This is a genomic window from Cobetia crustatorum, assembly GCF_000591415.1.
GTDB lineage: Bacteria > Pseudomonadota > Gammaproteobacteria > Pseudomonadales > Halomonadaceae > Cobetia > Cobetia crustatorum.
The window spans coordinates 1-26,821 of sequence record NZ_JEMF01000081.1 but is presented as its reverse complement, the minus strand read 5'-3'; the positions used below and the strand labels follow the sequence as shown (position 1 = coordinate 26,821).

Sequence of the window (26,821 nt, the reverse complement as noted above, 5' to 3'; positions counted from 1 at the left end):
TCGTTGGGGCAGTGGGCCGGGCATCGTGCGCTCGGCGTACCATTGGCAAGTTTTTATCTCACGTTTGGACAAGGAAGGTCTGCATGACGTCTGGAGTTGCAGAGCTGGCGGCAGGGTTGGATGTCGGCAGTGTGTTGGCATTGATCGCGCTAGGCGGTGTGGCCGGTTTCATCAATGTGCTATCGGCGGGCGGCTCGATGCTGACGCTGCCGCTGTTGATGTTCCTGGGGCTGCCACCGGGGCAGGCCAACGCCACCAATCGGGTCGCGATCGTACTGCAAAGTGCTACGGCAACCAGCACCTTCTTGCGTGCTGGTGCGCATAATATGGGCGTGGCCTGGCGGCTGGCATTGCCGGCAGTGGTAGGGGCCATGCTGGGGGCCTGGATGGCGACGCGCATCAGTGCCGAGGCCTTTGAGAGTGTACTGATCGTGGTGATGGTGGTGTGCTCGGTATTGATGCTATTGCCGACCCCGACACTCGATACTCGCGAACTGACAAAAGAACGCATCACACCGACGGTGCTGGTGGCGATGTTTGGCATCGGCATCTATGGTGGCTTCATTCAGGTAGGCGTCGGAGTGCTGTTCATCGTGGTGCTTTATCGACTGCTGCGAATTGACCTGACACAGGTGAATGTCTTCAAGGTCTTTATCGTATTGATGTACACCTTGCCGGCACTGGCAGTATTCGTGTTTGACGGACAGGTAAGGTGGGCCTTCGGGCTGGTGTTGGCGATCGGTAACATGAGCGGCGCCTTCCTTGGCGCACGGGTCAACATGAGCCCGGCAGGTGCACGCTGGGTCAAGTGGCTAACGGTCGTCGTGATCTTCATCATCGTGCTGCGGCTGTTGCTCACCTGATCCGCGCCGCCTACTGACCTTGTGCGCGAGTCGGAGTAAGCTCGCAGTATTTGTACGTTCAGCACTCCCACGACATGTCGGTAGTAGCACGCAAATAACAGTTTATGACGACGCCTTCAGTGATGACGGCGTCCCTATTTTTCATTTTTCAGGAGTTTTCACTCATGCAAGCCATGGTCATTGAGCAGTACGGTGGTCCTGAGGTGTTTGTCGAGCGCGAGCTGGATACCCCCGCTCCGGGGCGTGGGCAGGTGCGCATCAAGGTCGTGGCCTCCAGCATCAATCCTATCGAGACCAAGCTGCGTAGCGGGCTGGTCAAGTCGCACCCGGACTTCCCCGCTATCCTTAATGGCGATGTGGCTGGCGTGATCGATGCGATAGGCGATGGTGTGAGCGACTTCTCGGTCGGTGATGAGGTGTTGGGCTGCGCCGGCGGCGTGAAAGGCTGGCAAGGTGCGCTGGCTGATTTCATGATTGCCGATACGCGTGTGATCGTGAAGCGTCCGAGCCTTGCCGCATTGACGCTTGAGGAGTGCGCAGCATTGCCACTCGTCTTCCTGACGGCATGGACGGCATTGGTTTCGCGCGGCCAGATCAAGGAAGGCGAACACGTACTGATTCACGCGGGTACTGGCGGTGTGGGTCATGTAGCGATCCAGATTGCCAAGTATCTGGGCGCGAAGGTCGCCACCACGGTTTCCAGTGATGAAAAGGCCGAGCTGGCGGGCCAGCTCGGCGCCGATGAAGTGATCAACTATCGCGAAGAAGCCGTCAGCGAGTATGTCGCGCGCCTGACCTCAGGTCGTGGTTTTGATCTGGTTTTCGATACGGTGGGTGGTGATAATCTTGATCGCTCCATCGAGGCAACCGCGACGTCTGGCCGCTTATGCTCCATCAATACGCGTTCGACGCATGACCTGACCCAGCTGCATGCCAAGAATCTGTCGTTGCATGTCATCTTCCGTTCCGTACCGCTGCTGACGGGTATTGGCATGGACGACCAGCCTGAGCTTCTCAACGCTCTGAGCGAGATGCTGGAAGCTGGCGCAGTGCGTCCGCTGCTCGATGAGCATCAGTTCAGCTTCCGTGATGTCGCCAAGGCACATGCACTGATAGAGTCTGGCGATGCTCTGGGCAAGATTCTGCTGGTGAATCGCTGAGGTCTGGCACCTTTGGGCCATCAGGCTGTCATAACAGCGTTGAACATTGATCAGGAACTAGCATGATGCGCGTGACTCGCTTGATGATTGCTGCCTTTCTGGTGGCGAGTGTGGCCTTGGCGGGCTGCAATACAGTGTCCGGCTTCGGCAAGGATCTCGAGCATCTGGGTGGCAAGATTGATAACGCTGCCAGCTGAGTCCAGTACCATGTCTCGACACATCTGTTGAACAGAGGAAGACCCATGCGACGATTCATGATGATGACCGGTTCCGCGCTTCTGCTTAGCCTTTTTCTGGGTGGCTGCAATACCGTGGAAGGCTTCGGGGAAGATCTTGAACATCTGGGTGGCTCGATCGAAGACTCCGCCAGTTGATGAGTCTGGGCCTGAAGCAAGACGATGAAAGCATTCTGATGATGCCGAGTGGGATATCTCCTTCGAGATGAATAAAACATGAATTAGACCCCTTGAAAGCCAACGGCTTGACCCAAGGTATCTATCACTGACACGCGCTATGGTGTGTCGAGAAATAGCATTCATGAGATTCATCACGACAGGGCATTGGTGGCGAATATCGCCCTCGATGCTCACGCAAAGGAGCATGGCCATGACTCGCACCATCGCACTTATTTTCGCGTCTTTCTTCACTCTGGCAGCGTTGTCTGGCTGCAACACCGTTGATGGCGCTGGGCAGGATGTCGAGCGAGCCGGTGAAGCGGTTCAGGACGCTGCCCAATAACGACAGCTGCGTTACCGCATCATCCAAGTTGGCCGCTAGGCACGCTAGGGTGAGGCTACGATGAAAACGCTCAGCTATTTAGCTGGGCGTTTTTGTGTCTGAATACCCATTCGCCCCATCTGCTCTGCAATGAAAGGTCGTTCCTCATGGATCATCGTCAGCTAAGCTTTCTGGTCGCCCTGGCCAGTGAGCGCCATTTCGGACGGGCTGCGCGGGTTTGCCATGTCACGCAGCCGACGCTGTCGGCACGGCTCAAGCAGCTTGAGGAAGAGCTGGGGACGGCACTGATCATTCGCGGACATCGCTTCGAGAGCTTCACGCCGGAAGGGGAACGGGTACTGACACATGCGCGCCGTATCTTGGCCGAGCTGGATGAGCTCAAGGGAGACCTGGCGCCAGATGCCGTGCTGACCGGGCGACTGACGTTGGGCGTGGTGCCGTCGGCGCTCGCTGCGGTGGGTGATTTCTTGCCACGCCTGCGCGAGACTCACCCTCAGCTGTCGCTGCGTCTACGCGAGCTATCGACCTCATCACTGGCGCAGGGACTGGAGGATGGAGAGCTGGACCTTGCCGTAGGCTATCCTGCCGCGCCTGCGATGAGTGGCTTCGCCTGCCGCCCTCTGTATCAGGAGCATTCGGCACTGATTGCCAGTCGAGAGCACTTCAGCCTGCCATCTGCGCCCGAATGGGGCTGTCTGCGCGACTATCCGCTGGTATTGCTGACCCCGGAGATGCAACAGCGGCGTCGACTCAATCAGCAGTTTGAGCGATTGGGCCTGAGCCCGTCGCCATTGCTGGAGGCCAATTCGATTGCGGCGCTAGGCGTGATGCTGGAGGCTGGATTAGGCGTCAGCATACTGGCGGAAGGATTGGCTGATTCACGACTGGGCAAGAATCTGGTAGCGCAGCGGTTGCCAGGAGAAGGCGAGACGGTAGGGCTCTTGTGGCGTGCCGGTCAGCAGCGCAGTCGGCGTCTGTCGGCTGTGCTTGAATTGCTGCGCTAACCGTTGGCTGTCACCAGACATCGGGCCACAATGAAAATCACCCCATGAAGTTGGGGTGATTTGTTTGGATAAGCGTTCAGTGCCGCCCGATATTGTCTGGTGTCATATGGTATGACAAGCGGCGCTTCAGACCTTCTTGTTGCCCTTTTGCGCAGCAAGGCGTGCAGCATCACGTTGCTGTTGTTTCGTTTCACGGCGGGCCTGCATCTGAGCGACGGCATCCATCCCCAGATGCGCTTCGCCGCGCTCGCGTGCTAGCTGAATCTGGTTCTCGCGCTCAGCGAAGCGTTTCTTCTGCGCGTCACTCTGTGTGTGATAACAGCGCGGACAGCTGACACCTTTCTGATATAGCTCGCTTTGCTGATCCTCAGCGGTGATTGGCAGACGACAGGCGTGGCATTGGTCGTACTGGCCGGGGCGCAATTGATGATCAACAGTGACGCGCTCATCGAAGACGAAACACTCGCCCTGCCACAGGGTGTCTTCTTCCGGCACGTCTTCCAGGTATTTCAGGATGCCGCCCTTGAGGTGATAGACCTCATCGAAGCCCTGTTCCTTGAGGTAGGCCGTCGATTTCTCGCAGCGAATACCCCCGGTGCAGAACATCGCTACCTTACGGTGCTTCTGCGGGTCCAGCTCACGCGAGACATACTCGGGAAAGTCGCGGAAAGCGGTGGTATTCGGGTTGATGGCACCAGCGAATGTCCCCACTTCCACTTCGTAGTCGTTACGCGTATCGATCAACAGCACTTCCGGGTCGGAGATCAGTGCGTTCCAGTCCTTCGGCTCGACATAGGTACCGACGGTGTGGCGCGGGTCGATCCCCTCGACACCCATGGTCACGATCTCGCGCTTGAGCTTGACCTTGGCACGCAGGAAGGGCGCCTGCTCGGCGAGTGACTGCTTGGTGTCGAGCTCCGCCAATCGTGGGTCGGAAGTCAGCCAGGTGAGCAGGGCATCGATGCCAGCGCGTGAACCGGAAACCGTGCCGTTGATGCCTTCGCGTGCCAACAGCAGGGTGCCGCGGATGTTGTGTTCATCCATGACAGCCAAAAGCGGGTCGCGTAGTGCCTCGAAGTCCTCCAGCGCAACGAACTTGTATAGCGCACAGACCACGTGGGCCGGTGCCAGCGGGCTGGGCCGCGCGGCAGCGGGTGCTGGAGAAGAGCTAACAGTAGTGTCGATCATGCGAATGCTGTCCTCGTGCGGGCCGAATCGTAAATCCGGAGCAAGATGATGAATGTCTGGCGACGCATTTTACGCAACTTGCACGGGAATTTCCTGCGCGCGATCACATGTGCGTTCAACCGCGCCTCTTGGCAGCTTCTCGACACTGCTCTTGGCGTCGTTTTCGGTACTGTTATCGATAAATCTAAGATGCGCTATCTGCATGTCACCTTCATTGGTGTCGTCTATCAAGTGGCGGTCAAGCTCAATTGGTCGCAGTTGATGCATGAGGTTAGGATATGCCTCATTAGTGTGGCGTGTGACTGACGTATTCCACAGTAAAGCGTTTCGCTACGGAGTACTTTAATGAGTGATTCACTCTATCAAAAAGCGATGAGCGGCCTTGTGAGCGCGGCTCAGCCGCCGCAAGCGAGCTATCAGGATGCTCGTGATATACCGCTGCGTGAGCTGGAAGGCCCTGCAGAATTGCCGGTGAGTCTGGCGCTCAATGACACGCCGATGGGAACGCTATTGGCCAGCCCTGAAGCGCTGGAGCCGCTCGCGCTTGGCCATGCCTTTACGGCCGGCTGGATCACGCGTCGCGACGATGTAACGGCGATTCGACTGTCGCGCTTGCGCCATGGCCTCGCCGTTCGTCTGGAGGTCAGTGAATCACTGGCACGCTCTGCCGAGCGGCATCAGCGGCGCGAGAGCTCCGTCTCCAGTTGCGGCGCGTGCGGCGTTCAGGATGAAGCTGAACTGATGGCAGGCCTGACGCGTTTACCGCCACGTGCGGCACTATCACCGGCTGCGCTGATGCGAGGTCTCGATAGACTGGAGCGTGCATCACGCCGTGGCATGCATCTGGCGCTTGGCCTAGCCGCTGACGGCGCGCTGACGGCGCAGGGTGCCGATATCGGCCGCCATAACGCGTTGGACCGCGTGATCGGCATGAGTCTCGATAGCGGTGTCTGGCCAGAAGCGTTGCTGGTGTCCAGTCGCTGCAGTCTGGAACTGGTGCAGAAGACCATTCGTGCGCACATCCCCACTCTGGTGACACTGGCGGTGCCGTCGCGTCTCGCGGTAGAAACCGCACGCGCCTGTGATCTTAATCTGGTCTGCGCGCATCGTGGCCAACGGCTGGAGCTATTGAGCGGTCATGCAGGTGGCCATCCCCTCGTCCAAGGAGCTTGCCAGCCGCGCTGACGGATTCTCTGCGTGTTTCACCGCTACCTCACTTACTCCCAGTGGACATTGAAATGACTGAATCTTCCGCCCCCGAAATCGTTGCGCCTGCCAGTGTGTCGGCGAACCTGCCGCGTGAGGATGCGCAGCAGACACGCCATCCTCAAATCGTACCTTATGGTGGCCCGGCGGGTGGCTGGGGAGCGCTCAAAAGCGTGGGACGACACGTCACTCACTCGAGGGCGCCGTGGAAGAGTGTGCGCTCATTGCTCAAGGCCAATCAGGACAAGGGATTCGATTGTCCTGGCTGTGCGTGGGGCGACCCGGAGCATGGCTCGTCATTTGAATTCTGTGAGAACGGTGCCAAGGCCGTCGCCTGGGAAGTGACCGCCAAGCGTGTGACGCAGCGCTTCTTTGCTCAGCATACCGTCAGTGAGTTGCTGGGCTGGGATGACTTCATGCTGGAAGATCAGGGCCGCCTGACAGAGCCGATGCGTTATGACGCTGCGAGTGATCGCTATCTGCCCATCGGCTGGGAAGAGGCTTTTACACTCATCGCCGAGCACTTGAGTGCGTTGAAATCGCCGGATGAGGCGCTTTTCTATACCTCGGGGCGAGCCAGCAATGAAGCCGCCTACCTATATCAACTGTTCGTGAGACTCTTCGGGACCAATAATTTCCCTGACTGCTCCAACATGTGTCACGAGGCGAGTGGCGTCGGCATGAAGGCCAGTCTCGGCGTCGGCAAGGGCACGGTGTTGCTGGAAGATTTCGAACACGCTGATGCCATCTTCGTGTTCGGTCAGAACCCCGGCACCAATCACCCGCGCATGCTAGGGGATCTGCGGCGTGCCTCGCGGCGTGGTGCGCGTATCGTCAGCTTCAATCCGCTACGTGAGCGTGGGCTTGAGCGCTTTGCAGACCCGCAATCACCGCTGGAAATGATTACGCTGTCCAGTCAGACCATCAGCTCGCGTTACTACCAGCCACGCATGGGGGGTGACATGGCCGCGGTACGTGGCATGGCCAAGGCACTGTTTGTGCTGGAACAGCAAGGCGAATTCACGCGTGCACAGGGCTTCATCGAAGCATATACCCTGGGCGTCGAAGCTTGGCAGGCAGCGGTGGAGTCCACCTCGTGGGCGGCTATCGAAGACCAGTCAGGGCTCACGCGTGAGGAGCTGGAAGAAGCGGCCAGACTCTATGCGGGCGCCGGCAATGTCATCTGTACCTGGGCGATGGGGATTACCCAGCACCTGCATGCCGTCGATAGCGTGCGCGAGATCATCAACCTGCTACTGCTGGGGGGGAATTTCGGGCGCCCAGGGGCTGGCGCCTGTCCGGTAAGAGGTCACTCCAACGTGCAGGGGGATCGCACGATGGGGATCGATGAGAATGCACCGACGGCGCTGATTGATGCGCTGGAAGCGCGCTATGGCGTGACGATGCCGCGTGCCGCCGGCTTCAATACCGTCGAGAGTCTTGCGGCCCTGGAGCAAGGGCGAGTGAAGACTTTCATCGCGCTGGGCGGCAACTTCACGCGTGCGACACCGGATAGCGAGCGCACCGAAGCGGCCATGCGTCAACTCACGCTCAATGTGCAGATCAGCACCAAGCTCAATCGCAGCCATCTGGTGGTGGGCAAGCAGACAGAGGCGCTGATTCTGCCGTGCCTCGGGCGCAGTGAGATTGATCGCTCGGCATCTGTTGCCTCACAGCACATCAGTGTCGAAGATTCGATGTCGATGGTGCACTCAAGCGCTGGCATCAAGGCGCCTGCCAGCGATGCACTGCGCTCTGAACCTGCCATCATTGCGGCCATCGCCCGCGAGACGTTGTCGCGGACATTGCCTGCACGTGGCGTGAGTGACCCAGTCGACTGGGCGGCACTGACGGAAGATTATGACCTGATCCGTGATGAAATTGCCGCTGTCATTCCTGGCTTTGACGACTTCAATGACCGCCTCGCACATAAACGTGGCTTTCATCTCGCGAATCCGGTGCGTGCACTCGAATTCCCGACCGTCAGTGGTCAGGCCGAATTCTCGTACGCTGCATTGCCTGCAGCCGTGATTCACCAGCAACAGTCGCGCCGCGATGGCTGGCTGACCTTGCAGACCATGCGTAGCCATGATCAGTACAATACAACGGTGTATGGCTACAACGACCGCTATCGCGGCGTATCTGGCCAGCGCCGGGTGATCTTCATCAATGCGCAGGACCTGACACGCCTTGGGCTGGCGGACGGCGATTGGGTTGATATGCTGGGCGAGCCGCGCCCAGATGGTCACGAGCGCCGCGCGCCTCAGTTCCGATTGGTGGAGTACGATATTCCCGCCGGCTGTATTGGGGCCTATTATCCGGAAACCAATGTACTGATCGCGCTGGAGAGTCATGGCAGCGACACCGGTACGCCGTCCTCCAAGGCTGTCCCCGTCCGACTGGAACGCAGCGCGCGTATTGCTTGATAGTCCGCAAGCTACCAATATAAGTTTTCGATGATGCAACACTGCCGTGCCGTGAGATGACTCGCGGCACGGCGTTCGTGTGCCTAGAATGTTGCCAGCGCCGATTGATCATTGCGGGGCGCCAGCCGTCACTGATCACCGCTACCTGACACTACTGCTCAAGAGAGTTATCCATGCAATATCTGCACACCATGCTACGTATCACCGATGTCGATGCTTCACTGCATTTTTTCTGCGAGCTGCTGGGCTTTGAGGAAATTTCGCGCAAGGATTCCGAGAAAGGGCGTTTCACGCTGATTTTCCTTGCTGCCGCGAGTGATGCCAAGCAAGCACGTGAAACACAGGCACCGCTCTTGGAGCTCACGCATAACTGGGATCCTGAGGCATACAGCGGCGGGCGCAACTTCGGTCACCTGGCGTATCGGGTCGATGATATCTACGTGACCTGCCAGCACCTGATGGACAATGGCGTGACCATTCATCGTCCGCCGCGTGACGGCCACATGGCCTTTGTCAAAAGCCCCGACGGCATCTCGCTTGAGTTGCTGCAGAAAGGCGATGCACTGGAGCCGCAGGAGCCATGGGCCTCCATGACCAATACTGGTAGCTGGTAATTCACTTATGACGAATGTTGACGTGTTGGTAAGCGTCGCATAAAAAGGACGCGTTTGAATAAGGGCTGCTGGCGCATCCCCAATGAGCGCTTATGATGTAGTGAGAATAATAAGTCCCGATGCATAAAAACCTGACATTTCATGTATCGGCTGTCGAAATTCCCCATATTTTCGCTGTGTTGCGTAGATGGATTTCTGCGCGGATAGTGTTCTGCTGGCAAGGATTGCCTGATGCTGAGTGTCATTCGTGCCTGGTTACGCCATGAACCACGTTTGCTCGCTGTGGAGCACCGTCGTTTCTATCACGGCTATCTATGGATCTACCTGATGCTGTTTGGGCTCTTTGCCCTCTGGCTGCCCTTTTTCAGCATGCTCCAGGAGCCTCGCCTTGCGTTTGTCAGTGGCATCATGGTGCTACTGGCGGTACTCGGCATACTGCTGCATCGCTACCATCAATTGACCCTCGCACTGTCATTGATGCTAAGCGCCCTGACGTTGATGACATGGCTATCGGTCTATTGCTTTGGCCACTCAGCAGGCTATGAATACTACTTCTTCATCGTGATGGCCGGCATTCACCTCGCACCGTTGCCCGGCAAGGTGCGTGTGCTGGCGACACTGGTGTTGTTCATTGCGGCGGTATCAGCACTGTGGGTTTCTCCATTGCATGCCAGTGATGGCTATATCGCCGTCTGGCTGATGCAATCGACCAATCTGTTTGTGGTCTTCTTGCTGATGGTGACCTTCTTGTGGCGGATGCTGGCCCTGACGGAGCATTTCGAGCGTCAGTATCGTCAAGATGCCAGTCGCGATGAGCTGACGGGGCTATTGAATCGACGTCAGGTACTGCGGCAGGCCGAGCGCTGGTGGCGGGATGCAGTACCGTGTTCGGCATTGATGCTGGATGCCGATCACTTCAAGTTGGTCAATGATCGCCACGGCCATGCCGTCGGTGATGAGGTGCTGCGGCACTTGGGACGGCTGCTGAACGCCACGTCACGCCAGGGCGATTGCGTTGGGCGCGTTGGTGGGGAAGAGTTTCTGATACTGCTGCCGCGAAGTGGGCGTGCCGAGGCCGTGTCTATTGCGGGCCGCATGCGTTCATTGCTGGCCAGTTCACCTCCGATGTTTGCAGAGCGGCCCATCCCGATTACAGTCTCGATTGGTGTTGCCGTCAGTCATGAAAGCGACAGTCTTGATGACCTGCTGTTGCTGGCTGACCGACGCCTTTATCACGCCAAGCGTACCGGACGTGATCGTGTCGTCGCAGGTGGAGAGCGTGAAGAAGGCGCCTCGCAAGATAATCTTGCAGAGCCTGGTAGCAAGGAGCATCCCGGCGAAACACCCCAAGCCAATCTCGCCGCACCGTCCAGTCGTCATCACGCACTGGACGGCTTCTCGGGCGGCTCAGTCGCGGGCTGACATGTCGGGCGCGGCATACAGCGGTTCAGACTTATGCTCAGCTTCAGTGCAACGTAAAGCTCAGGCTTGCGGACGGTACTGGTTGACTCTTGCAAGACACCGCTCCATACGAGAGGCGGCTGTACGCGCAAGTGGTGTGCAGAGCACCCAAGGTAGGGCGATCAGTGCAATGCTGAGCGAGCCCAGATAAACATCACTGAACCAATGCGCGCCCACCATGATGCGCGGAGCACTCAGCAGCACGACAAATGCCAGACTCCATAGCGCTATGCGACGTGGAGCGAAGACGAGCATGAAGCTCGCAAATACCATCAGCATCAGGCCATGGTCTCCGGGGAAACTGTTGGACGCCGAATCTTTGGTCTTGAATGACACCAGTTCGGAGAGGTGCTGCGCATGGGCGAACATCCGCGTCGGACTTGCGTGTTCATAGCTGATGACACGCAAGACGAACAATGAAATCAGTCCAGCGGTCAGTAGCATGGTGATGCCAATGCTCAGCCAGTGACGATAACGATACGGACGCTCATCGGACAACATTGCCCAAGTGAAGAGTGCGCCCATCATCAGAAAGGAACAGGCATCGAAGGCACGCGTATTGAGCAGTCCCAGCAACGTATCCCAGTGCGGATTGAGGGGAGAGATCAACAGGTTGAATCCCCAGAAGATATCGCTGTCCAGTATGGCCCAGAAGTCTAGCGTCGGTACCCACCAGCAGGTCAGTAACACGAGGCCGACGGCGTTCAAGACAAGCAGGCGTCGAAAGTGCATGCCATCATCTCCTTGATAGTGATTTTGCGCGACAAGATGAGGAGGCACAGGCAATGGCGCGAATAGCCTCTCTGATTAGAGGTGAATTCTAGGTTAAGACTCTCTTAAGAAACACTGTTTTGCATCTCTTGCGGTGTGACATAATGTTGCACTCAACGCGCCTTCCGCGACCTGTGGGTGCGCTACGTTATTTTCGAATACCAGCGGAAGAGGCCAGCAAGGGTGGCCGATGGTAATGTTTCTATCATGAGGTCCGCTGCGCACGACTGCCCTCTACCAAGGCCTCCTTGCCTGCCTCGGTATCTGTTTGCCAAGCCCCACGAGGAATTTGTTCATGACTATCCCCGCCCGTCGTTTATTGCCCATGTCTCGAGTGATCGGCACATCTCTGCTGCTCAGCATATCTTTGCTGGGAGGTTGCGCTGCCATGTCCACGGGAAGTGATAGTCGCAGCGGGCTTGCGCCGAGTCAGGTGCCTACAGTGGTCGGTACGCATTGGAGTTTCTCTGCTACCTCTTCGGATGAAGAGGCACCGAATTTCCTGTTGCAACCCCCGACTCAGGAGCAGCGGGCGGATGAAGAGGATGATCGCCTGCGACTGGTGGGCAGCAATGGCTGTAATCGTCTGATGGGGCCTGTCACGTTGGACGAGTCACGTCAGACTCTGGACATTGGCCCGCTGGCCTCGACCATGAAGATGTGTCGCAATGCTGAGCAGTCCAGTGCTTTCAATCGCATGCTGGAAGAGGCGGCCAGCTATCAGGTGAATGGCAGCGGTGATAGTGCCCGCTTGCAGATCATGGATACCTCCGGTCAGTTACTGGCGACCTTCCTGGCGGTTGAGGCGATAGCCGAGTAGGCCACTGTGCTATGTGAGATGGGTGGTTGACTGCCACTGACAGAAAAGCCCCCGCACCGGAAGGTGCGGGGGCTTTTGTTATTGCTCAGTGCTGTGACTACCCAGCACCTGTTGCCAGTGCTAGAGCGTTTCGATCTTGGTGCGCTGACTTTCCAGCAGAGCCAATTCTGCTTGCGCATCGGCTAGCTTGGCGCGTTCCTTCTCGACGACATCAGCTGGCGCGCGGCCGACGAACTTCTCGTTGCCGAGCTTGTTCTCGAGGCCGGTGATGATCTTCTGCTGCTTCTCGTGTTCCTTGTCGATGCGCTTGAGCTCGGCTTCCTTGTCGATCAGACCTGCCATCGGCACCAGCACTTCCAGCTCACCGACGCGCTGAATGGCGGACATCGGCGCTTCATCGCCCGCGGCGAGGAAGGTGATGCTCTCCAGGCGTGCCAGCTTGGAGAGGAAACGACGATTGGCTTCAAGGCGCTCATCGTCACCGGCCGCACCGTTTTTCAGGAAGACATCCAGCGGCTTGCCTGGAGACAGGTTCAGCTCGTTGCGGATGTTACGCACAGCGATGATGACGCCCTTGAGCCACTCGATATCAAGAATGGCCTGCTCATCGATGCGGTCTGCCTCGGCCTGTGGCCATGGCTGGCTCATGATGCTCTCACCTTCGACCGACTTGCCGGCGTAAGGCGCGATGCGCTGCCAGATCTCTTCGGAGATGAACGGCATCATCGGGTGAATCAGGCGCAGGATGGTCTCCAGTGCGCGCACCAGAGTGCGACGTGTGCCGCGCTTGGCTTCCGCGCTGGCATTCTCGTCCCACAGTACCGGCTTGGACAGCTCCAGATACCAGTCGCAGTACTCGTTCCAGATGAACTCATACAGTGCTTGGGAGGCGTGGTCGAAGCGGAACTCTTCCAGCGCGCGGGTGACCTGCTGCTCGGTCTGCTGCAGGCGCGCGATGATCCAGCGATCGGCCAGTGACAGCTCGACGGCTTCGCCGTTGACGCCGCAATCCTGGTCTTCGGCATTCATCAGCACGTAGCGCGCCGCATTCCACAGCTTGTTGCAGAAGTTGCGATAGCCGTCGAGGCGACCCATGTCGAACTTCACGTCACGCCCAGTGGAGGCCAGCGACAGCAGGGTGTAGCGCAGCGCATCGGTGCCGTGTGGCTCGATGCCTTCCGGGAACTCGTTGCGCGTGGCCTTGGCGATTGCCTTGGCCTTCTTCGGCTGCATCATGTTACCGGTGCGCTTCTCGACCAGCGCGTCGAGCTCGATACCGTCGATCAGGTCGATGGGGTCGAGCACGTTGCCCTTGGACTTGGACATCTTCTGTCCGAGGCTATCGCGCACCAGACCATGCACGTAGACCTTGCGGAACGGCACTTCACCTTTGAACTTCAAGGTGAACATGATCATCCGAGCCACCCAGAAGAAGATGATGTCGAAGCCGGTGACCAGCACATCGGTGGAGTGGAAGGTCTTCAGTTCCTCGGTATCTTCTGGCCAACCGAGGGTGCCGAAGGTCCACAGGGCCGAACTGAACCAGGTATCGAGAACATCTTCGTCCTGACGCAGGGCGATATCAGCACCGAGGTTATTCTCAGCGCGGACTTCTTCCTCGTTACGGCCAACATAGATATTGCCGTCGTTGTCATACCACGCTGGAATACGGTGTCCCCACCACAGCTGACGCGAGATACACCAATCCTGGAGGCCACGCATCCAGGAGAAGTACATGTTCTCGTAGTTTTTCGGCACGAACTCGATATCGCCATTCTCGACGGCCTCGATGGCCGGACGTGCCAGCTCTTCGACGGCGACGAACCATTGGTCGGTCAGTAGTGGCTCGATGACATCGCCGGAGCGATCGCCATGAGGCAGGGTATTGTTGACGGCTTCGACTTGCACCAGCAGACCCAGAGCATCCATGTCAGCGACCAGCTTTTCGCGCGCGACGAAACGGTCCAGTCCGGCGTAGGCGGCCGGCAGACTGGCGTCTTCATCCGGTTGCGGACGGCCCTGTAAATCGAAGATCTCGGCGCGTTCCAAGATGGTGGCATCCTGGCTCATCACGCTGATCAACAGGTGGCCCTGACGCTTGCCGACTTCATAGTCATTGAAGTCGTGTGCCGGAGTGATCTTGACGCACCCCGAGCCCTTCTCGATCTCGGCATGTTCGTCGGCAACGATGGGAATGCGACGGCCGACCAGCGGCAGTTCGATGAACTTGCCTATCAGACTTGCGTAGCGTTCATCCTTCGGATTGACGGCGACGCCGGTGTCTCCCAGCAGGGTTTCTGGCCGGGTGGTGGCGACAACGAGGTAATCCTTGCCGTCGTCAGTCTTGACGCCATCGGCCAGCGGATAGCGGAAGTGCCAGAAACTACCCTGTTGCTCGCGATTCTCGACCTCAAGATCGGAGATGGCGGTGTGCAGTGTCGGGTCCCAGTTGACCAGACGCTTGCCACGATAGATCAGGTCTTCTTTGTGCAGACGCACGAAGACTTCCTGAACGGCCTTGTAGAAGCCGTCATCCATGGTGAAGCGTTCACGCTTCCAATCGATGCTGGTGCCCATGCGACGCAGCTGACGGGTGATGTTGCCGCCGGACTCTTCCTTCCATTCCCAGATCTTGTCGGTAAAGGCTTCACGTCCGAGATCGTGACGTGTCTTGCCTTCCTCGGCGGCGAGCTTGCGCTCGACTAGCATCTGGGTAGCGATGCCGGCGTGGTCGGTGCCTACCTGCCACAGGGTGTTGCGCCCCTGCATGCGACGCCAACGTACCAAGGTGTCCATGATGGAGTCCTGGAAGGCGTGGCCCATGTGCAGGGAGCCGGTGACATTGGGCGGCGGGATGACCAGTGAGAAGCTCTCGCCCTGGCCTGACGGCGCAAAGCGATTCTCGGATTCCCAGCGCTCGTACCAGCGCGTCTCGATGGCGTTCGGTTGGTAGGTCTTGTCCATGGGTCTGCAAATGATCCGGTTGGGCGGGACGTCCCGCGCCGGCTCAGTGAGCGGGGCAGCGCAGGCAGAAAATGGGCTCGATTATAGCGCCGCTGATGTCAGGCGTCATTCGTGATGCAGAGGCATCGGCAACTTGCTGTCTGTCTGACGTGACTCACTGCATATTAAAGTAGGCAATATCCACGCAGCGATGCCGTATCCTGTCGTCTTCCGGGGACTAAGGTGCCGGTGATGTACTGTTACTTGTCAATTTCGTTCGTTTTTTCGTCGTGGAGTCGTAATGCTCAAGCCATCCTCATCGGATGCGTCACCTCGTCCGACCCGTCGCTGGGTGTGGCATGAATTGCTGCGTCATGCACTGGTGCCGCTGCTGGTATTGGAAGTGGCACTGCTGGGGTGCTATCTGGTACTGCACTGGCTAGTGTCCGGGCAACAGGAAGCGGCACGCAATGAGCTGATCAACACCCAGATGGAGCAGTTGGTTCAGTACGAGGCAGAGCACGTCAATCTGGTCGTCAATGACTGGCGCACAGAAGCACATCAACTGGCACGGGGCACCTTGCGGTATCTGGATTCTTCCGTTGATGCGGCTCAGCGTGAGCGAGAACTCAAACGGCATAAACGCAGCAAGGATGGCACGCTTTATGCGCCGGACAATGATGGCGGTGCAGGCTCCTATTATTCATCGTTGGTACCCAGTTATCTGCAAGACCATGACAAGGTCGTGCGGCTGGCAACGATGGATTTTCTGATGGACGACATGCTCGAGACGCGCCCTGAGCTACGCCAGATCTGGTTTTCCAGCTATGACGGCTACTTTCGGGTAGAGCCGTGGAATGATACGCACACTAACTTTACGCCAGGTGTCGATCTCACCAGCTATGGCTTCTATTACCTGGCCGATGATCGCAACAATCCCAGGCGGGGCGCTGTGGTGACGCCGGCTTACCAAGACCCTGTCGGCAGCGGTTGGCTGGTCTCGACGCTGATGCCAGTGCATCGCGGCGATTTTCTGGAAGGTGTTGTCGGTCTTGATGTCACGCTAGATGCGCTGGTAGAGCGTCTAGAAAGCGCTGATCTCCCCTGGGGGGCTTATCTCGTGCTGGTTAGCGGCGACGGCGTGCTAGCCATGCCGCGGAGTGGTGAACAGGATTTCGGCGCTTATCCCGCACCTCGAATAGAGCCATTGCCGTTGCCACGTGATCGCTTTCTCGATACGGCTCATGATCAGGGGCGCTCTCCTCAGATGGCGCACCTGTTGCGCAGTATCTCTGATCAGCCTCAGGGCGTTCAGCGCATGCCATTACTATCAGGCGAGCGTCTGGTGGGATGGCACTCGGTAGCAGGGACCGACTGGCAGCTACTGGCCGTCGTCGATGCGCAACAGATAGACAGTGGTACTGATGTCTGGAACGTACGCTTTAACCAGTTGGGCTACGTGATGCTGGTAGGCTTGATTGTCTTCTTTCTCGCATTGCTGGTGATGATGCGCTGGCGGGCCGAAGCGATGGCCGCCACGCTGTCGGAGTCACTGGCACGCCTCAGTGAAATGGCACTGCGTATTGGACGAGGCCAGCCGGTGGTTCGAGAGCGCTTTCTGCTCGAGGAGCTGGATCAGGCGGGGGAGTCATTGCGTGAGGCGGCACTGCGGCGTGATCAGATTGAATTGGAGCGCGCAGAAGGCGCTCGTCATGTCGAAATGGTCATGGCAGCCTCGGGCGATGCCACCTGGCGCTATGACTTCGAGCGCGATGACCTCTACTTTCACGAAAACTTCTTCCTGATGCTGGGGCTGCCGATGCGCGGCAGCATGCATCTGGCGGATCTGGATGCCATGACGCATCCGGAAGATCTGGCGGGCCTGCTGGAAGCCCGCTGGCGAGTCATGCACGGCGATAGCTGGGCTGAGGCGCGAGACGTGCGCTATCGACACGCGCAAGGTCACTGGGTGTGGGTACAGGTGCGTGGACAGGTGACACGGCGTGATTCGGATGGACGCCCCTTGCGCGGTACCGGGCTTGCGCTGGATATTCAGCGTCACAAGCAATCGCTGCAGTTACTCGAGGCCGCACGTGACAGTGCTACCGAGGCCAGTCAGTCCAAGTCGCGTTTTTTCTCGAGCTTCAGTCACGAAATCCGTACGCCGCTCAACGCCATCATGGGCTTTACCGACCTGCTATCTGAAGAATCCGCATTGACGCGTGAACAACGCCGTTATGTGGAAGAGGCGAGCCATGCTGCCGAGCAGCTATCAGCCTTGATCGAGGATGTGCTGCAGATGTCGAGCCTGGAAGCAGGTGAACTGCCTCTCGACTGCCAGCCGATGTCGGTAGGCCAGCACCTACCCCGTGTCATCGGACAATATCAATCGCGCCTCATGCAGGCAGGACTGGTGCTGACGCTTGCACTGGAGGAGTCGACGACATGGCTGAATGCTGACAGGCGTAGGCTCGATCAAATCATGGGTAACCTGATGGGAAATGCCATCAAGTATAACCGCACGGGTGGCTGGATCCGTATTGCCATTGGCCAAGGGCCCAATGCAGATGGCCGCGAGATGGGGTGGGTTGAGGTGGCTGACGGTGGTTTCGGTTTTGATCCGATGCAATCTGATCAGCTATTCCAACCATTCTCGCGACTTGGACGGGAAGATTCCGGTATTGAAGGCACTGGGCTGGGGTTGGCCCTGTCACGCGAGCTGGCACGTCGCATGGACGGCGATATCACGGCAGAGAGTGTCTTGGGTGACGGTGCTTGCTTCCGCGTGTGGCTGCCGCTGGCGGATGTCAGCGCACATGAGCATATCGTGCAGGCAGCATGGTCGGCTGATCGTGTGCTGCCAGTGCCGTGCCGTTGGCTAGTGATCAGTACCCGATCGGAAGATAGGCTGCGTCTCGAAGTCATCGGCAGTCATATCGATAATCTGGAGATCATTGCGGCCGGTAGCGCGGCTCAGGCATTACGATTGGTGCGTGACATCAGTCCATGTCTGGTGCTATTTGGCCATGTCCCCGACATGAGCGTGTTAGCGCTCTTTGCAGAAATTCAGCGTATGCCGCGCGATCAGCCGCTATGGGCGGTGCGCTTGGGGCCACGTGACATTGGAGAGGAGCAGCTTGGATTGCCGAAGGCTTTCTTCGATACAGGAGAGAGTCCGCCGACCATTCCTGATATAGAGCGCTGGCTTGACTGGCTGGTGAGGAATTTTCAGGCGCAGAGATAAGCGGCTCAGCTAACGCCCTTGAGCTGGTGCGAGCGCACTGCGTAACCGCGCGACTTGTAGGTGCGCCAGCATTCACGCTTGGTCACCAGCACATCCTGATGCTGATTGATGATTTCTGCGACGCGATCGAAGCGTGAGAACCATTCGGGAATCTCAGGATGCAGGTTGAGCAGTGCTTCGATGCCTGGTGCAGGCGCTTCCTGCCAGCCAATAGTGACAGGCGGGCGCGGTACGTCATCGGCGTGCTCGGCCTCACGTGCGGCAGTGTCGAGATCGATATCCAGTGCATGCGGCACGAAGCTTTCAGGGCGGAATTGCCACAGATGTTCATCGAACTGGCGCGCCATGGCCTCATCCTCGACATGCACGTGCAGGCGAAAGCCCTTGGCATGGATGGTCTCCGCCAGTCGGCAGGCGAATTCCAGCCGTGCTTCAAGCGTGGTGTCGGGCAGAATATAAAAGTCGATCTGGGTCATGGGGCACCGCTGAGCAGAAAGGTCACGATCAGACACGCAGGATACCGCACTCGTGGCATGCCTTCGACGCTAAACATACTGATAAAAAGCACGCTGGTATGAAACACGAAGGCCCGCCTCGAGAGAGGCGGCTTCGTATGGATGGCTGCACAGGGAGCTTGCACGCAGACGTTATCTGGCGAACACCATGATCACGCCAGGCGAGTCATCCAGCCACGAGTGTCTTCTGCGCGACCATACTGCAAATCGAGCAGCTGGCTGCGCAGACGCATGGCAACATCGCCGGCATTGGCGGTCAGGTCGAGACGGCCATCTTCGCTGGCCAATTCACCGACGGGCGTGATGACGGCCGCAGTGCCACAAGCAAAGACTTCGGTGATCTCACCGGAGGCAATGCCTTCGCGCCATTCGTCGATGCTGATCGGGCGCTCTTCCGGCGTCAGGCCGAGATCGGTCGCCATGGTCAGGATGGAGTCACGCGTGACGCCTTCCAGAATGGTGCCGGTCAGGCGCGGCGTGACCAGACGGTCATCCTTGTAGACGAAGAACAGGTTCATGCCGCCGAGCTCTTCCACCCACTTGTTCTCTGCTGCATCGAGGAAGACGACCTGATCACAGCCGTTGGCTGTAGCTTCGCTCTGTGCGGCCAAGGAACCGGCGTAGTTACCGCCACACTTGGCAAATCCCGTTCCGCCAGCGGCAGCGCGGTTGTAGTGCGAGGATAGCCAGATGGAGACTGGCTTGATGCCGCCCTTGAAGTAGGCCGCGACCGGTGAGGCGATCACGTAGTAATCGACTTCACGCGATGGGCGCACGCCAAGGAAAGCTTCGCTGGCGATCATGAATGGACGCAGATAGAGGCTGCATTCATCGCTGGCGCTGGCTGGTGTCGGCACCCAAGCACTGTCTTGAGCGAGCAGGACCTTGAGCGAACCGATGAAGTCTTCGTCGCTGAGCTCCGGCAGCGCCAGACGACGCGCGGAGTTACGGAAGCGCGCAGCATTCTTCTCGGGACGGAAGGTCCATACCGAGCCGTCTGCGTGACGATACGCCTTGATGCCCTCGAAGATTTCCTGTGCGTAGTGCAGCACAGAGGCAGCAGGATCAAGCATCAGCGGGCCATAAGGGCGTACTTCATGGCCATGCCAGCCACCATCGACGGTCCAGCGTACATGAGCCATGTGGTCGCTGAAGTGACGGCCGAAACCGGGATTGGCAAGAATGGTGTCACGAACGGCAGCATCCGCCGGTTGTGTGGACGCGCGGACGTCGAAGCCTTTGGTCACGTGAGTGTCTCCGTAGCAGCGAGACCCCCAGCGCAAGACGCTGGGGGTCGATCATTTTTATAGGCTAGTCGGATCAGAGGCGCCCGAGGGAGTCTCTGATCCGCATGCCTCAACGCTAGCACGCTCTAGAGAGCATGCGAAGCCTCAGACAGTCTCTTCCTGCGGGGTATTGAGTTCCGCCTCGCGATCCAGCAGATATTGGGTCAGCAGGCCGACGGGACGACCGCTGGCGCCTTTCTGCTTGCCGGACATCCAGGCCGTTCCGGCGATATCCAGATGCGCCCACGGGAAGGTATCCGCGAAACGGGACAGGAAGCAGCCCGCAGTGATCATGCCCGCTTCGCGACCGCCGATGTTGGCGATGTCCGCAAAGTTGGAATCCAGCTGGCTCTGATACTCATCCCACAGCGGCATGTGCCATGCGCGGTCCCAGGCCTCTTCACCGGCGTCCAGCAGGTCGAGTGCCAGATCATCATCGTTGGAGATCAGGCCAGTGGCGTGATTGCCCAGCGCGATGACGCAGGCACCTGTCAGCGTGGCGATGTCGACGACACTGGCTGGCTCGAAGCGCTCGGCGTAGGTCAGGGCATCACACAACACCAGACGGCCTTCGGCATCGGTGTTGAGGACTTCGACCGTCAGGCCCTTGAGCGTCTTGATGATGTCGCCCGGCTTGGTGGCACGACCGTCCGGCATGTTCTCGGCGCTGGCCACGATACCGATGATGTTGAGCTTGGGCTTGAGTGCCAGCACGGTGCGCATGGTGCCGAAGACGCTTGCTGCGCCGCCCATGTCGTACTTCATCTCGTCCATGCCAGCACCCGGCTTCAGAGAGATACCGCCGGTATCGAAGGTGATCCCTTTGCCGACAAGCACGTGCGGGGCTTCGTTTTCGTCTTCTGCACCACGATATTCCATCACGATCAGGCGGCTCGGCTCTTCACTGCCGCGTCCGACCGAAAGCAGCGACAGTGCGCCTAGCGCTTCCAGCTCTTCTTCCCCCAGTACGGTGACCTTGAGAGCGCCTGCGGAGGCTTGGCCCAGCTGCTCAGCGCGTTCACCCAGATAGCGCGGCGTGCAGACGTTGCCCGGCAGGTTGCCCAGCGTACGTGCTTCGCTGACACCTTCACCAATGGCAGCACCGATATGCAGACCAGCTTCCAGCTCGGCTCGCTGGCCTTTATCGGCACTAACCACGCTCAGGCGAGTCAGACTGACAGGCTCGCCTGGCTTGCTCTTCATTTCGGTGAAACGGTAGGCGTTACGCAATGCGCTCTCAGCGAGCATGCGCGCCTTCCAGTCGGCGTCGCGCAGCTCGATGCTCAGCTCGTTGACGCCGGCAAAGGCGGCGTCTTCAATCGGCAGCTTGAGCAGTGCGATCATGGCGGCATCGAGGCCCCGCTTGAAGCGGCTCTCGTCGAGCTTGTCTTCGTTGCCGAAGCCGACCAGCAGCAAGCGCTGAGCGCCAAGGCCCGGTGCGAAAGGCACTAGCAGGGTGTTGCCCAGCTCGGGCTTGAAGTCGCCGCGCTCGATCAGCTGGGAAATCAGCTTCTCGCTGGCATCGTCCAGACGTGCAGCGGCACCGGAGAGGTCGCCCTCTAGAACAGGTACCACCACGCAGGCGGTTTCAAGCTGGGCCGGATTGGCAATGACTACAGGAAATTCCATGGCAACTCCACGCGCGCGGATAGGGATACAAAAGTGAGAGACACCGGCAGGCCGATCGGATCAGGCAGGCTGCGGTATCCGAGGGTCATTGTCTGGATGGGGGCGCAAACGTGCAATGACAAGCGCTTGTGTCAGCTGTCCCATTACGCTGAACAAGAAAGATCATTGCAATGGAGTAGCCGCGACAAGCCGGTATGCTTTCTGGATAATGCATTCACATGCATTGCTGGGTGTCTGGCTCCATTCAGTACCGTTGTGCCAGTGTACGCAAAGGCCGCTCGCCATGCATGAGGGCGATGATGCCTTTATGTGATCCGCACCGTTCATTCACCGGCTATCATCGTTCAGGTCAACACGCTCGGTTACGGGCGGGAAACAGGAGTTCTACTTGATCATCTTCCGCTACCTGACTCGCGAGATTCTCACCACCATGGCTGCTGTGGCTGGGGTGCTGATGCTTGTCATCATGGGCAGCCGATTCATCCGCTATTTCAGTGATGCAGCGGAGGGGGACTTTCCGGCGTCGATTCTCGGTAGCCTGATGCTCTATCACCTGCCCGGTTTCTTCGAGCTACTACTGCCGCTGTCGTTCTTCCTCGCAGTGTTGCTGGCGTTCGGGCAGTTGTACATGAACAGTGAAATTACCGTGCTGGTGGCGTGTGGTGTCGGGCCGGAGCGCCTGCTGCGCGTCGCTCTGCTGCCGGCTCTGCTGGTCACGGCGATGGTGGCGGCGTGTAGTCTCTATCTGACGCCGGCCGGTGCGCTCAAGAACGAGTTGATATTGGAGCTGCAGAAGCAGAAAACTGATTTCTCGGTATTAGGTGCAGGGCGTTTTCAGGATATCGGCACGCGTACCGTGTATGCCGAGAGCATGAGTGGTGACAACAGTGAGCTGAAGAACGTCTTCATTGCCGAACGTGACGACAAGAAAGCTGCCAACACTGCTGATAGCGAGCCGCGTCAGTCGGTCATTCGTGCCCAGCGTGCCTTCCAGGAGGTTAGTCCCGAGACGGGCAGTCGCTATCTGGTGCTCGGTAACGGTACCCGCTATGCCGTGGAGCCGGGCAAGGCGGTTGCTCAGCGATTGGGTTTTGATCGTTACGGTGTACGCGTTACCGAGGGGCAGGACGCGGCGAGTTTGAAGGACGATATCGAGCTTGCGACGACTGCTGAGCTGATCGCCACTGACACGCCGGAGGCCAAGGCCCAGCTGCAGTGGCGTATTTCGCTGCCACTGATGGTGCCTATCTTGATGCTGATCGGCTTGCCGCTTGCGCGCGTTAACCCGCGTCAGGGGCGCTTTGCACGCTTATTGCCGGCCATCTTTGTTCACATTACCTATTTGAGTTTGCTGATCGCGGCACAGAACGCCGTGGCTTCCGGCAAATACCCGGCCTCTATTGGCCTATGGCCCATTCACGGCGTCTATCTGGCGCTCGGCATCTGGCTGAGCTGGCGCGACAACCGCGGAGGTGGCCGCTGATGCTGCTTGATCGTCTCGACCGTTACATCGCGCGTAATGTGCTGGTGGCCATGCTGGTGGTGCAGGTATTGATTCTCGGGCTTGACCTGATGATTACCTATATCAATGACCTGGGCGACGTGGAGGGCGGTTATGGTGCCCTGCAGGTACTTATCTATTTGCTGATGCGGCTACCATCGCGCTTTTACGAATTCGTGCCTGTGGGTGTGTTGCTAGGAGCATTGATTGGTCTGGGCAGCATGGCTTCCAGTAATGAGTTGACCATCATGCGTGCTGCGGGGCGTTCGTTGACGCGCATTCTCTGGGGGGTGATGAAGCCGCTGGGGCTGGTCATCGCGATCACCATGGCAATCGGCGAGTATGTCGCGCCGGTCACTGAGTTACATGCAGATGCCTGGCGTGCCGAGAAGCAACAGGGCGCTGGCGCAGTGTATGCCGAGGGAGGGGGCTGGCAGCGTGAAGGCAATGACTATTATCGCTTCGGTTCGATCAGAAGCGATGATGTGGTACTCAATGTCACCCGTTATCGCTTTGACGATGAGCAGCACCTGAATCAAGCGCTATATGCCAAGCGTGGTGTGTGGGAAGGGGACGAATGGACGCTGGAAGGTGTGGAGACCACTACCTTCGAGAGCCGCGATGGCGAAGCGGTAGCCACCAAGGTGGCGCAGCAGGATTCACGTCAGTGGGACACGAGTCTCACGCCGGACCTGCTCAAGCTGGTGATCACTGAGCCAAAGCAGCAATCAGCCTCTGACCTGTGGCGCTACGCCAGTTACCTGAAGGAGCAAGGACTCTCTGCCAATCAGCCATTGCTCTATTTCTGGCAGAAGATTCTACAACCCCTGACACTGGCAGCGTTGGTGCTGGTCGCCGCCTCCTTCGTGTTTGGCCCTTTGCGCACGGTGGCAGCAGGTACGCGGGTGTTCTACGGCATCATCGTGGGCCTGCTTTTCAAGTATCTGCAGGACCTGCTGGCGCCCGCCTCGGTAGTGTTTGGTTTTGCACCTATCTGGGCAGTGCTGGCGCCTACGCTTGCCTGTTATGTGATCGGTCTGCTGCTGATACGTCGCAGTGGCTGATTCAAACCGCGCAGGACGGCGGTGTTTTGCGCAGGAGAGCGTAGCGCCTGCAGGCTTGGCGCGCCGGCTGGGAGGGGTGATCTACGATACCTTCCTCGTGCTGGCGCTGCTGATCGTGCTCAGCTTTGTCGGCGTGGCGGCCAACGATGGTGAGGCTAATCAGTCCCCGCTGTTCCGTTCGTTGCTGCTGGTTGCCATGTATGCCTTCTTTGCCTACTTCTGGAGCCGCAGTGGTATGACGTTGGGCATGCAGGCTTGGCGGATCCGGATACAGACTCCAGAGGGCTGTGCTCCTACACTGACGCAGTGCCTGATTCGTTTTCTGATCGCTGGGCTTTCACTGGCCTGTTGCGGCTTGGGGTATGTCTGGCAACTATTGGATCACGAGCAGCGCAGCTGGCAGGACATTGTCTCCGGAACTCGGGTTGTTGTGATACCAGCGCGCGGTAAGCGCGGCTGATTGGTACGAGTCTTGTCATGCAGCACACAAAAAACGCCCGCCAGTCGATGACTGGCGGGGCGTTTTTTGTGTGCTGCATGTATATCTCAAGCTGATCAGAGACCCGAAATGAGTATCACTTAGACACCCAAGAGACCGTCGAGGCGAGTGATGATGCGTTCGACGCTCGCCCGTGATACCACCAGGCTATCTTCCTGTATTGCGGTTTCCGGCAGTTCGCGCGGCAGGTCGATCACTGCGGTACCCATGCCTTCGAATCGCACGCCATCACGATAACGTACGAAGGACAGCTGACCGATCGGGCGCTGGCCGTCGTGGTCGAGACGTGCCAAGCGAGTGAATGCACTGACGGTATCGAAGACAGGAGCGCTGGTCAGCGGCAGGTGGGTCAAGCGCCATGCCAGCCAGTCGTCCACGACCAGTGCTTCATCACGCAGGGTGGCGAACCAGTGACGCGCTTGATCAAGGCGATAGCGGGCGCGGCCCTGCTTATCGAGCCACAGTACGTCGGCACTCGCCTGGCGCGGGCTTTCCAGCTCGCCGGGCAGGTACAGCCATGCTTCGGTCAAACGTTGCAGGGCGCCCGGCAGTGGCTCATCCAGTGTGCGATCACTGAGAGAGTCCAGTGCGCCGTTCAGGTCACCTTGGTCAGCACTGGCACCGGTATTGGAGTAGCCGACGTTATAGCGCCACACGCGATCGGAAATTTCCTGAGTGACGACATGATCCTGCGGCAGAGCGATATGGTTCATCAACTCACGAGCATTGCAGCTCTCATCCACCAGCCTTCGCGGCGCGCTTCACGGTACAGGTTGCGCAATAGCGGGTTGAGCGGCAGACGGTGATGATCGCCGAAGCAGATACCTGCATCCCGGACAGCATCCAGGTTCAAGGGTAGATGAGAGGTAGCATGATGATCGGCAGTAGCGAGTAGTGAAGACATCAGATTAAAGCTCCTTACAGATTGGCAAAGCGAGGATTGGCAAAACAGAAACAGTAGACAGATTCAGGCCGGTCACGGCGTCAGCATGGCGCCCATCATCGGCATGCCGATGGTGAGGATGGCCGTACTGGTGTGCGTCGACGGAATCTCTTGTTGTGTCCTGTTCATATGCTTTTCCTGATTGCCTGGCTGGCCGTGGCAGTCATTTGCCTCAACGACGTGTGACGCATATTGATGCGATTGTCGGATGGCCAACCGGAATTGCCAGTAGGTGGCAATTTATTATGTTTTGTTGCCTTGTTGCGGCTCAATGTATAATCGAGCGTTATACATATTAGCGATACTGCCCAAAATCGCAACCCTGATTCATGGATTTACACGGTGTTGCGGCATATCACCACCGCTTTTTGGCTGAGCGCATGGCCTGTCATCCGTGTGGCTCAGCGCTTGATGCCATGCTCATTTATACGGCGACCTATTTCCGTGATGCAACGAGTTTTGACGTGTGCTGCGGCATTTTGCGCGTTTTGGTTGTCAGGAAACTTCGTTGAGTACGCTTTCTTGGGAGGTGTATCAAGCGCCGCAGGAGAGGAAAGAAGGATTCATGGTAAATGGTGGTCGTGTAAGTGACTGACTTTTCATGTAAATGAGAATTTTTTGCAGCTAGGTATTGCGCATCTTTCTGCGAATCATTTACATTTGTCTCACTCGGAGCGATGAGGTGAGCCATGTACGTCTGTCTGTGCAAGGGTGTGTCAGACCATAAAATACGCGAAGTCGTGCAGCAGGGAGCACGTAGCTTCCGTGAAGTCCGTGAGCAGACCGGATGCGCGACCCAGTGTGGCAAGTGTGCCTGCATGGCCAAGACCATCACGCGCGAGGCAGTGACTCGCGAAATGATGCCGTTGGAAGATCTCGCCTACGCTGTCTGATTCATCGTTCGTCCTTATCATCGAAGTCTTTATTAAAACGCCCGCGGCCAAGT

25 protein-coding genes are annotated in these 26,821 nt (G+C 58.2%); 17 read left to right on the top strand and 8 right to left on the bottom strand.

The window, feature by feature from the left end:
• The first annotated feature begins 83 nt into the window (after window positions 1-83).
• The 6 genes from BF12_RS0114890 to BF12_RS0114865 all read left to right on the top strand — a co-directional run bounded on the left by BF12_RS0114890 (window position 84) and on the right by BF12_RS0114865 (window position 3,765).
• Window positions 84-863: a sulfite exporter TauE/SafE family protein gene (locus BF12_RS0114890; protein ID WP_051511051.1), complete on the top strand. Its 780-nt coding sequence runs from the start codon at window positions 84-86 to the stop codon at window positions 861-863.
• A gap of 164 nt (window positions 864-1,027) precedes the next feature.
• Entirely contained in the window at window positions 1,028-2,023 is a 996-nt protein-coding gene (locus BF12_RS0114885) for a zinc-dependent alcohol dehydrogenase family protein (RefSeq protein WP_024952960.1), read from the top strand.
• 62 nt (window positions 2,024-2,085) lie between these two features.
• Window positions 2,086-2,220 carry an entericidin A/B family lipoprotein gene (locus tag BF12_RS21800; protein WP_084488145.1) on the top strand — a complete coding sequence of 45 codons (135 nt, stop codon included), beginning with the start codon at window positions 2,086-2,088 and terminating at the stop codon, window positions 2,218-2,220.
• A gap of 45 nt (window positions 2,221-2,265) precedes the next feature.
• Window positions 2,266-2,397, top strand: a complete 132-nt coding sequence (locus BF12_RS21795) for an entericidin A/B family lipoprotein (RefSeq protein WP_084488144.1) — start codon at window positions 2,266-2,268, stop codon at window positions 2,395-2,397.
• A gap of 232 nt (window positions 2,398-2,629) precedes the next feature.
• On the top strand, window positions 2,630-2,761 hold the full coding sequence (locus tag BF12_RS0114870) for an entericidin A/B family lipoprotein (protein WP_024952959.1): 132 nt from the start codon (window positions 2,630-2,632) through the stop codon (window positions 2,759-2,761).
• Window positions 2,762-2,907: 146 nt separating this feature from the next.
• Window positions 2,908-3,765 (top strand): LysR family transcriptional regulator, encoded by an 858-nt coding sequence (locus BF12_RS0114865; RefSeq protein ID WP_024952958.1) that lies wholly within the window; start codon window positions 2,908-2,910, stop codon window positions 3,763-3,765.
• A 126-nt stretch (window positions 3,766-3,891) separates the two neighbouring features.
• On the opposite strand, the gene trhO is transcribed toward BF12_RS0114865, so the two are convergent.
• Window positions 3,892-4,953 (bottom strand): oxygen-dependent tRNA uridine(34) hydroxylase TrhO, encoded by a 1,062-nt coding sequence (trhO, locus tag BF12_RS0114860; protein WP_084488143.1) that lies wholly within the window; start codon window positions 4,951-4,953, stop codon window positions 3,892-3,894.
• A 45-nt stretch (window positions 4,954-4,998) separates the two neighbouring features.
• Between trhO and BF12_RS0114855 the strand changes: the two genes are divergently transcribed.
• The 5 genes from BF12_RS0114855 (at window position 4,999) to BF12_RS21290 (ending at window position 10,621) form a co-directional block, all read left to right on the top strand.
• The gene (locus tag BF12_RS0114855; RefSeq protein ID WP_141103643.1) at window positions 4,999-5,259 is read left to right on the top strand and encodes a hypothetical protein; all 261 of its coding nucleotides are present in this window, start codon (window positions 4,999-5,001) and stop codon (window positions 5,257-5,259) included.
• Window positions 5,260-5,298: 39 nt separating this feature from the next.
• Window positions 5,299-6,138: a formate dehydrogenase accessory sulfurtransferase FdhD gene (locus tag BF12_RS0114850; protein ID WP_024952955.1), complete on the top strand. Its 840-nt coding sequence runs from the start codon at window positions 5,299-5,301 to the stop codon at window positions 6,136-6,138.
• A gap of 53 nt (window positions 6,139-6,191) precedes the next feature.
• Complete coding sequence (locus BF12_RS0114845; protein ID WP_084488148.1) at window positions 6,192-8,585, top strand: FdhF/YdeP family oxidoreductase; 2,394 nt, start codon at window positions 6,192-6,194, stop codon at window positions 8,583-8,585.
• 173 nt (window positions 8,586-8,758) lie between these two features.
• The gene (locus tag BF12_RS0114840; RefSeq protein ID WP_024952953.1) at window positions 8,759-9,199 is read left to right on the top strand and encodes a VOC family protein; all 441 of its coding nucleotides are present in this window, start codon (window positions 8,759-8,761) and stop codon (window positions 9,197-9,199) included.
• A gap of 231 nt (window positions 9,200-9,430) precedes the next feature.
• On the top strand, window positions 9,431-10,621 hold the full coding sequence (locus BF12_RS21290) for a GGDEF domain-containing protein (RefSeq protein ID WP_024952952.1): 1,191 nt from the start codon (window positions 9,431-9,433) through the stop codon (window positions 10,619-10,621).
• A 60-nt stretch (window positions 10,622-10,681) separates the two neighbouring features.
• Here the strand turns inward: BF12_RS21290 and BF12_RS0114830 are convergent, their stop codons facing one another.
• Window positions 10,682-11,392 carry a phosphatase PAP2 family protein gene (locus BF12_RS0114830; protein WP_024952951.1) on the bottom strand — a complete coding sequence of 237 codons (711 nt, stop codon included), beginning with the start codon at window positions 11,390-11,392 and terminating at the stop codon, window positions 10,682-10,684.
• A 334-nt stretch (window positions 11,393-11,726) separates the two neighbouring features.
• Between BF12_RS0114830 and BF12_RS0114825 the strand changes: the two genes are divergently transcribed.
• Entirely contained in the window at window positions 11,727-12,251 is a 525-nt protein-coding gene (locus BF12_RS0114825) for an META domain-containing protein (protein ID WP_024952950.1), read from the top strand.
• 120 nt (window positions 12,252-12,371) lie between these two features.
• Here BF12_RS0114825 and BF12_RS0114820 read toward each other — a convergent pair whose 3' ends face one another.
• Window positions 12,372-15,215 carry a valine--tRNA ligase gene (locus BF12_RS0114820; RefSeq protein WP_024952949.1) on the bottom strand — a complete coding sequence of 948 codons (2,844 nt, stop codon included), beginning with the start codon at window positions 15,213-15,215 and terminating at the stop codon, window positions 12,372-12,374.
• 280 nt (window positions 15,216-15,495) lie between these two features.
• On the opposite strand from BF12_RS0114820, the gene BF12_RS0114815 reads away from it, so the two are divergent.
• Complete coding sequence (locus BF12_RS0114815) at window positions 15,496-18,438, top strand: sensor histidine kinase (protein ID WP_024952948.1); 2,943 nt, start codon at window positions 15,496-15,498, stop codon at window positions 18,436-18,438.
• A 5-nt stretch (window positions 18,439-18,443) separates the two neighbouring features.
• On the opposite strand, the gene BF12_RS0114810 is transcribed toward BF12_RS0114815, so the two are convergent.
• The 3 genes from BF12_RS0114810 to BF12_RS0114800 all read right to left on the bottom strand — a co-directional run bounded on the left by BF12_RS0114810 (window position 18,444) and on the right by BF12_RS0114800 (window position 21,868).
• Complete coding sequence (locus BF12_RS0114810) at window positions 18,444-18,914, bottom strand: DNA polymerase III subunit chi (RefSeq protein ID WP_024952947.1); 471 nt, start codon at window positions 18,912-18,914, stop codon at window positions 18,444-18,446.
• Between the two features lie 191 nt (window positions 18,915-19,105).
• Window positions 19,106-20,200, bottom strand: coding sequence for a branched-chain amino acid aminotransferase (locus BF12_RS0114805; RefSeq protein WP_024952946.1), 1,095 nt, complete (start codon window positions 20,198-20,200; stop codon window positions 19,106-19,108).
• Between the two features lie 144 nt (window positions 20,201-20,344).
• Complete coding sequence (locus tag BF12_RS0114800) at window positions 20,345-21,868, bottom strand: leucyl aminopeptidase (protein WP_024952945.1); 1,524 nt, start codon at window positions 21,866-21,868, stop codon at window positions 20,345-20,347.
• A 388-nt stretch (window positions 21,869-22,256) separates the two neighbouring features.
• Here BF12_RS0114800 and lptF point away from each other — a divergent pair, with 388 nt between their 5' ends.
• From lptF to BF12_RS0114785, 3 genes are read left to right on the top strand one after another with little or no spacing between them, the layout of a single operon-like run.
• Window positions 22,257-23,351 (top strand): LPS export ABC transporter permease LptF, encoded by a 1,095-nt coding sequence (gene lptF, locus BF12_RS0114795; RefSeq protein WP_024952944.1) that lies wholly within the window; start codon window positions 22,257-22,259, stop codon window positions 23,349-23,351.
• A complete protein-coding gene (lptG, locus tag BF12_RS0114790) occupies window positions 23,351-24,433 on the top strand; it encodes an LPS export ABC transporter permease LptG (protein ID WP_024952943.1) in 1,083 nt (360 codons plus the stop codon). The genes lptF and lptG overlap by 1 nt, the downstream gene beginning before the upstream one ends.
• Complete coding sequence (locus BF12_RS0114785) at window positions 24,426-24,893, top strand: RDD family protein (protein WP_024952942.1); 468 nt, start codon at window positions 24,426-24,428, stop codon at window positions 24,891-24,893. Before lptG ends, BF12_RS0114785 begins: the two co-directional genes overlap by 8 nt.
• Window positions 24,894-25,012: 119 nt before the next feature.
• Here the strand turns inward: BF12_RS0114785 and BF12_RS0114780 are convergent, their stop codons facing one another.
• Together BF12_RS0114780 and BF12_RS0114775 are read right to left on the bottom strand one after the other, a co-directional pair.
• Entirely contained in the window at window positions 25,013-25,645 is a 633-nt protein-coding gene (locus BF12_RS0114780) for a hypothetical protein (protein ID WP_024952941.1), read from the bottom strand.
• Window positions 25,645-25,836: a hypothetical protein gene (locus BF12_RS0114775; RefSeq protein WP_024952940.1), complete on the bottom strand. Its 192-nt coding sequence runs from the start codon at window positions 25,834-25,836 to the stop codon at window positions 25,645-25,647. The genes BF12_RS0114780 and BF12_RS0114775 overlap by 1 nt, the downstream gene beginning before the upstream one ends.
• Window positions 25,837-26,564: 728 nt before the next feature.
• On the opposite strand from BF12_RS0114775, the gene BF12_RS0114765 reads away from it, so the two are divergent.
• A complete protein-coding gene (locus BF12_RS0114765; RefSeq protein ID WP_024952939.1) occupies window positions 26,565-26,768 on the top strand; it encodes a bacterioferritin-associated ferredoxin in 204 nt (67 codons plus the stop codon).
• Window positions 26,769-26,821 lie beyond the last annotated feature (53 nt).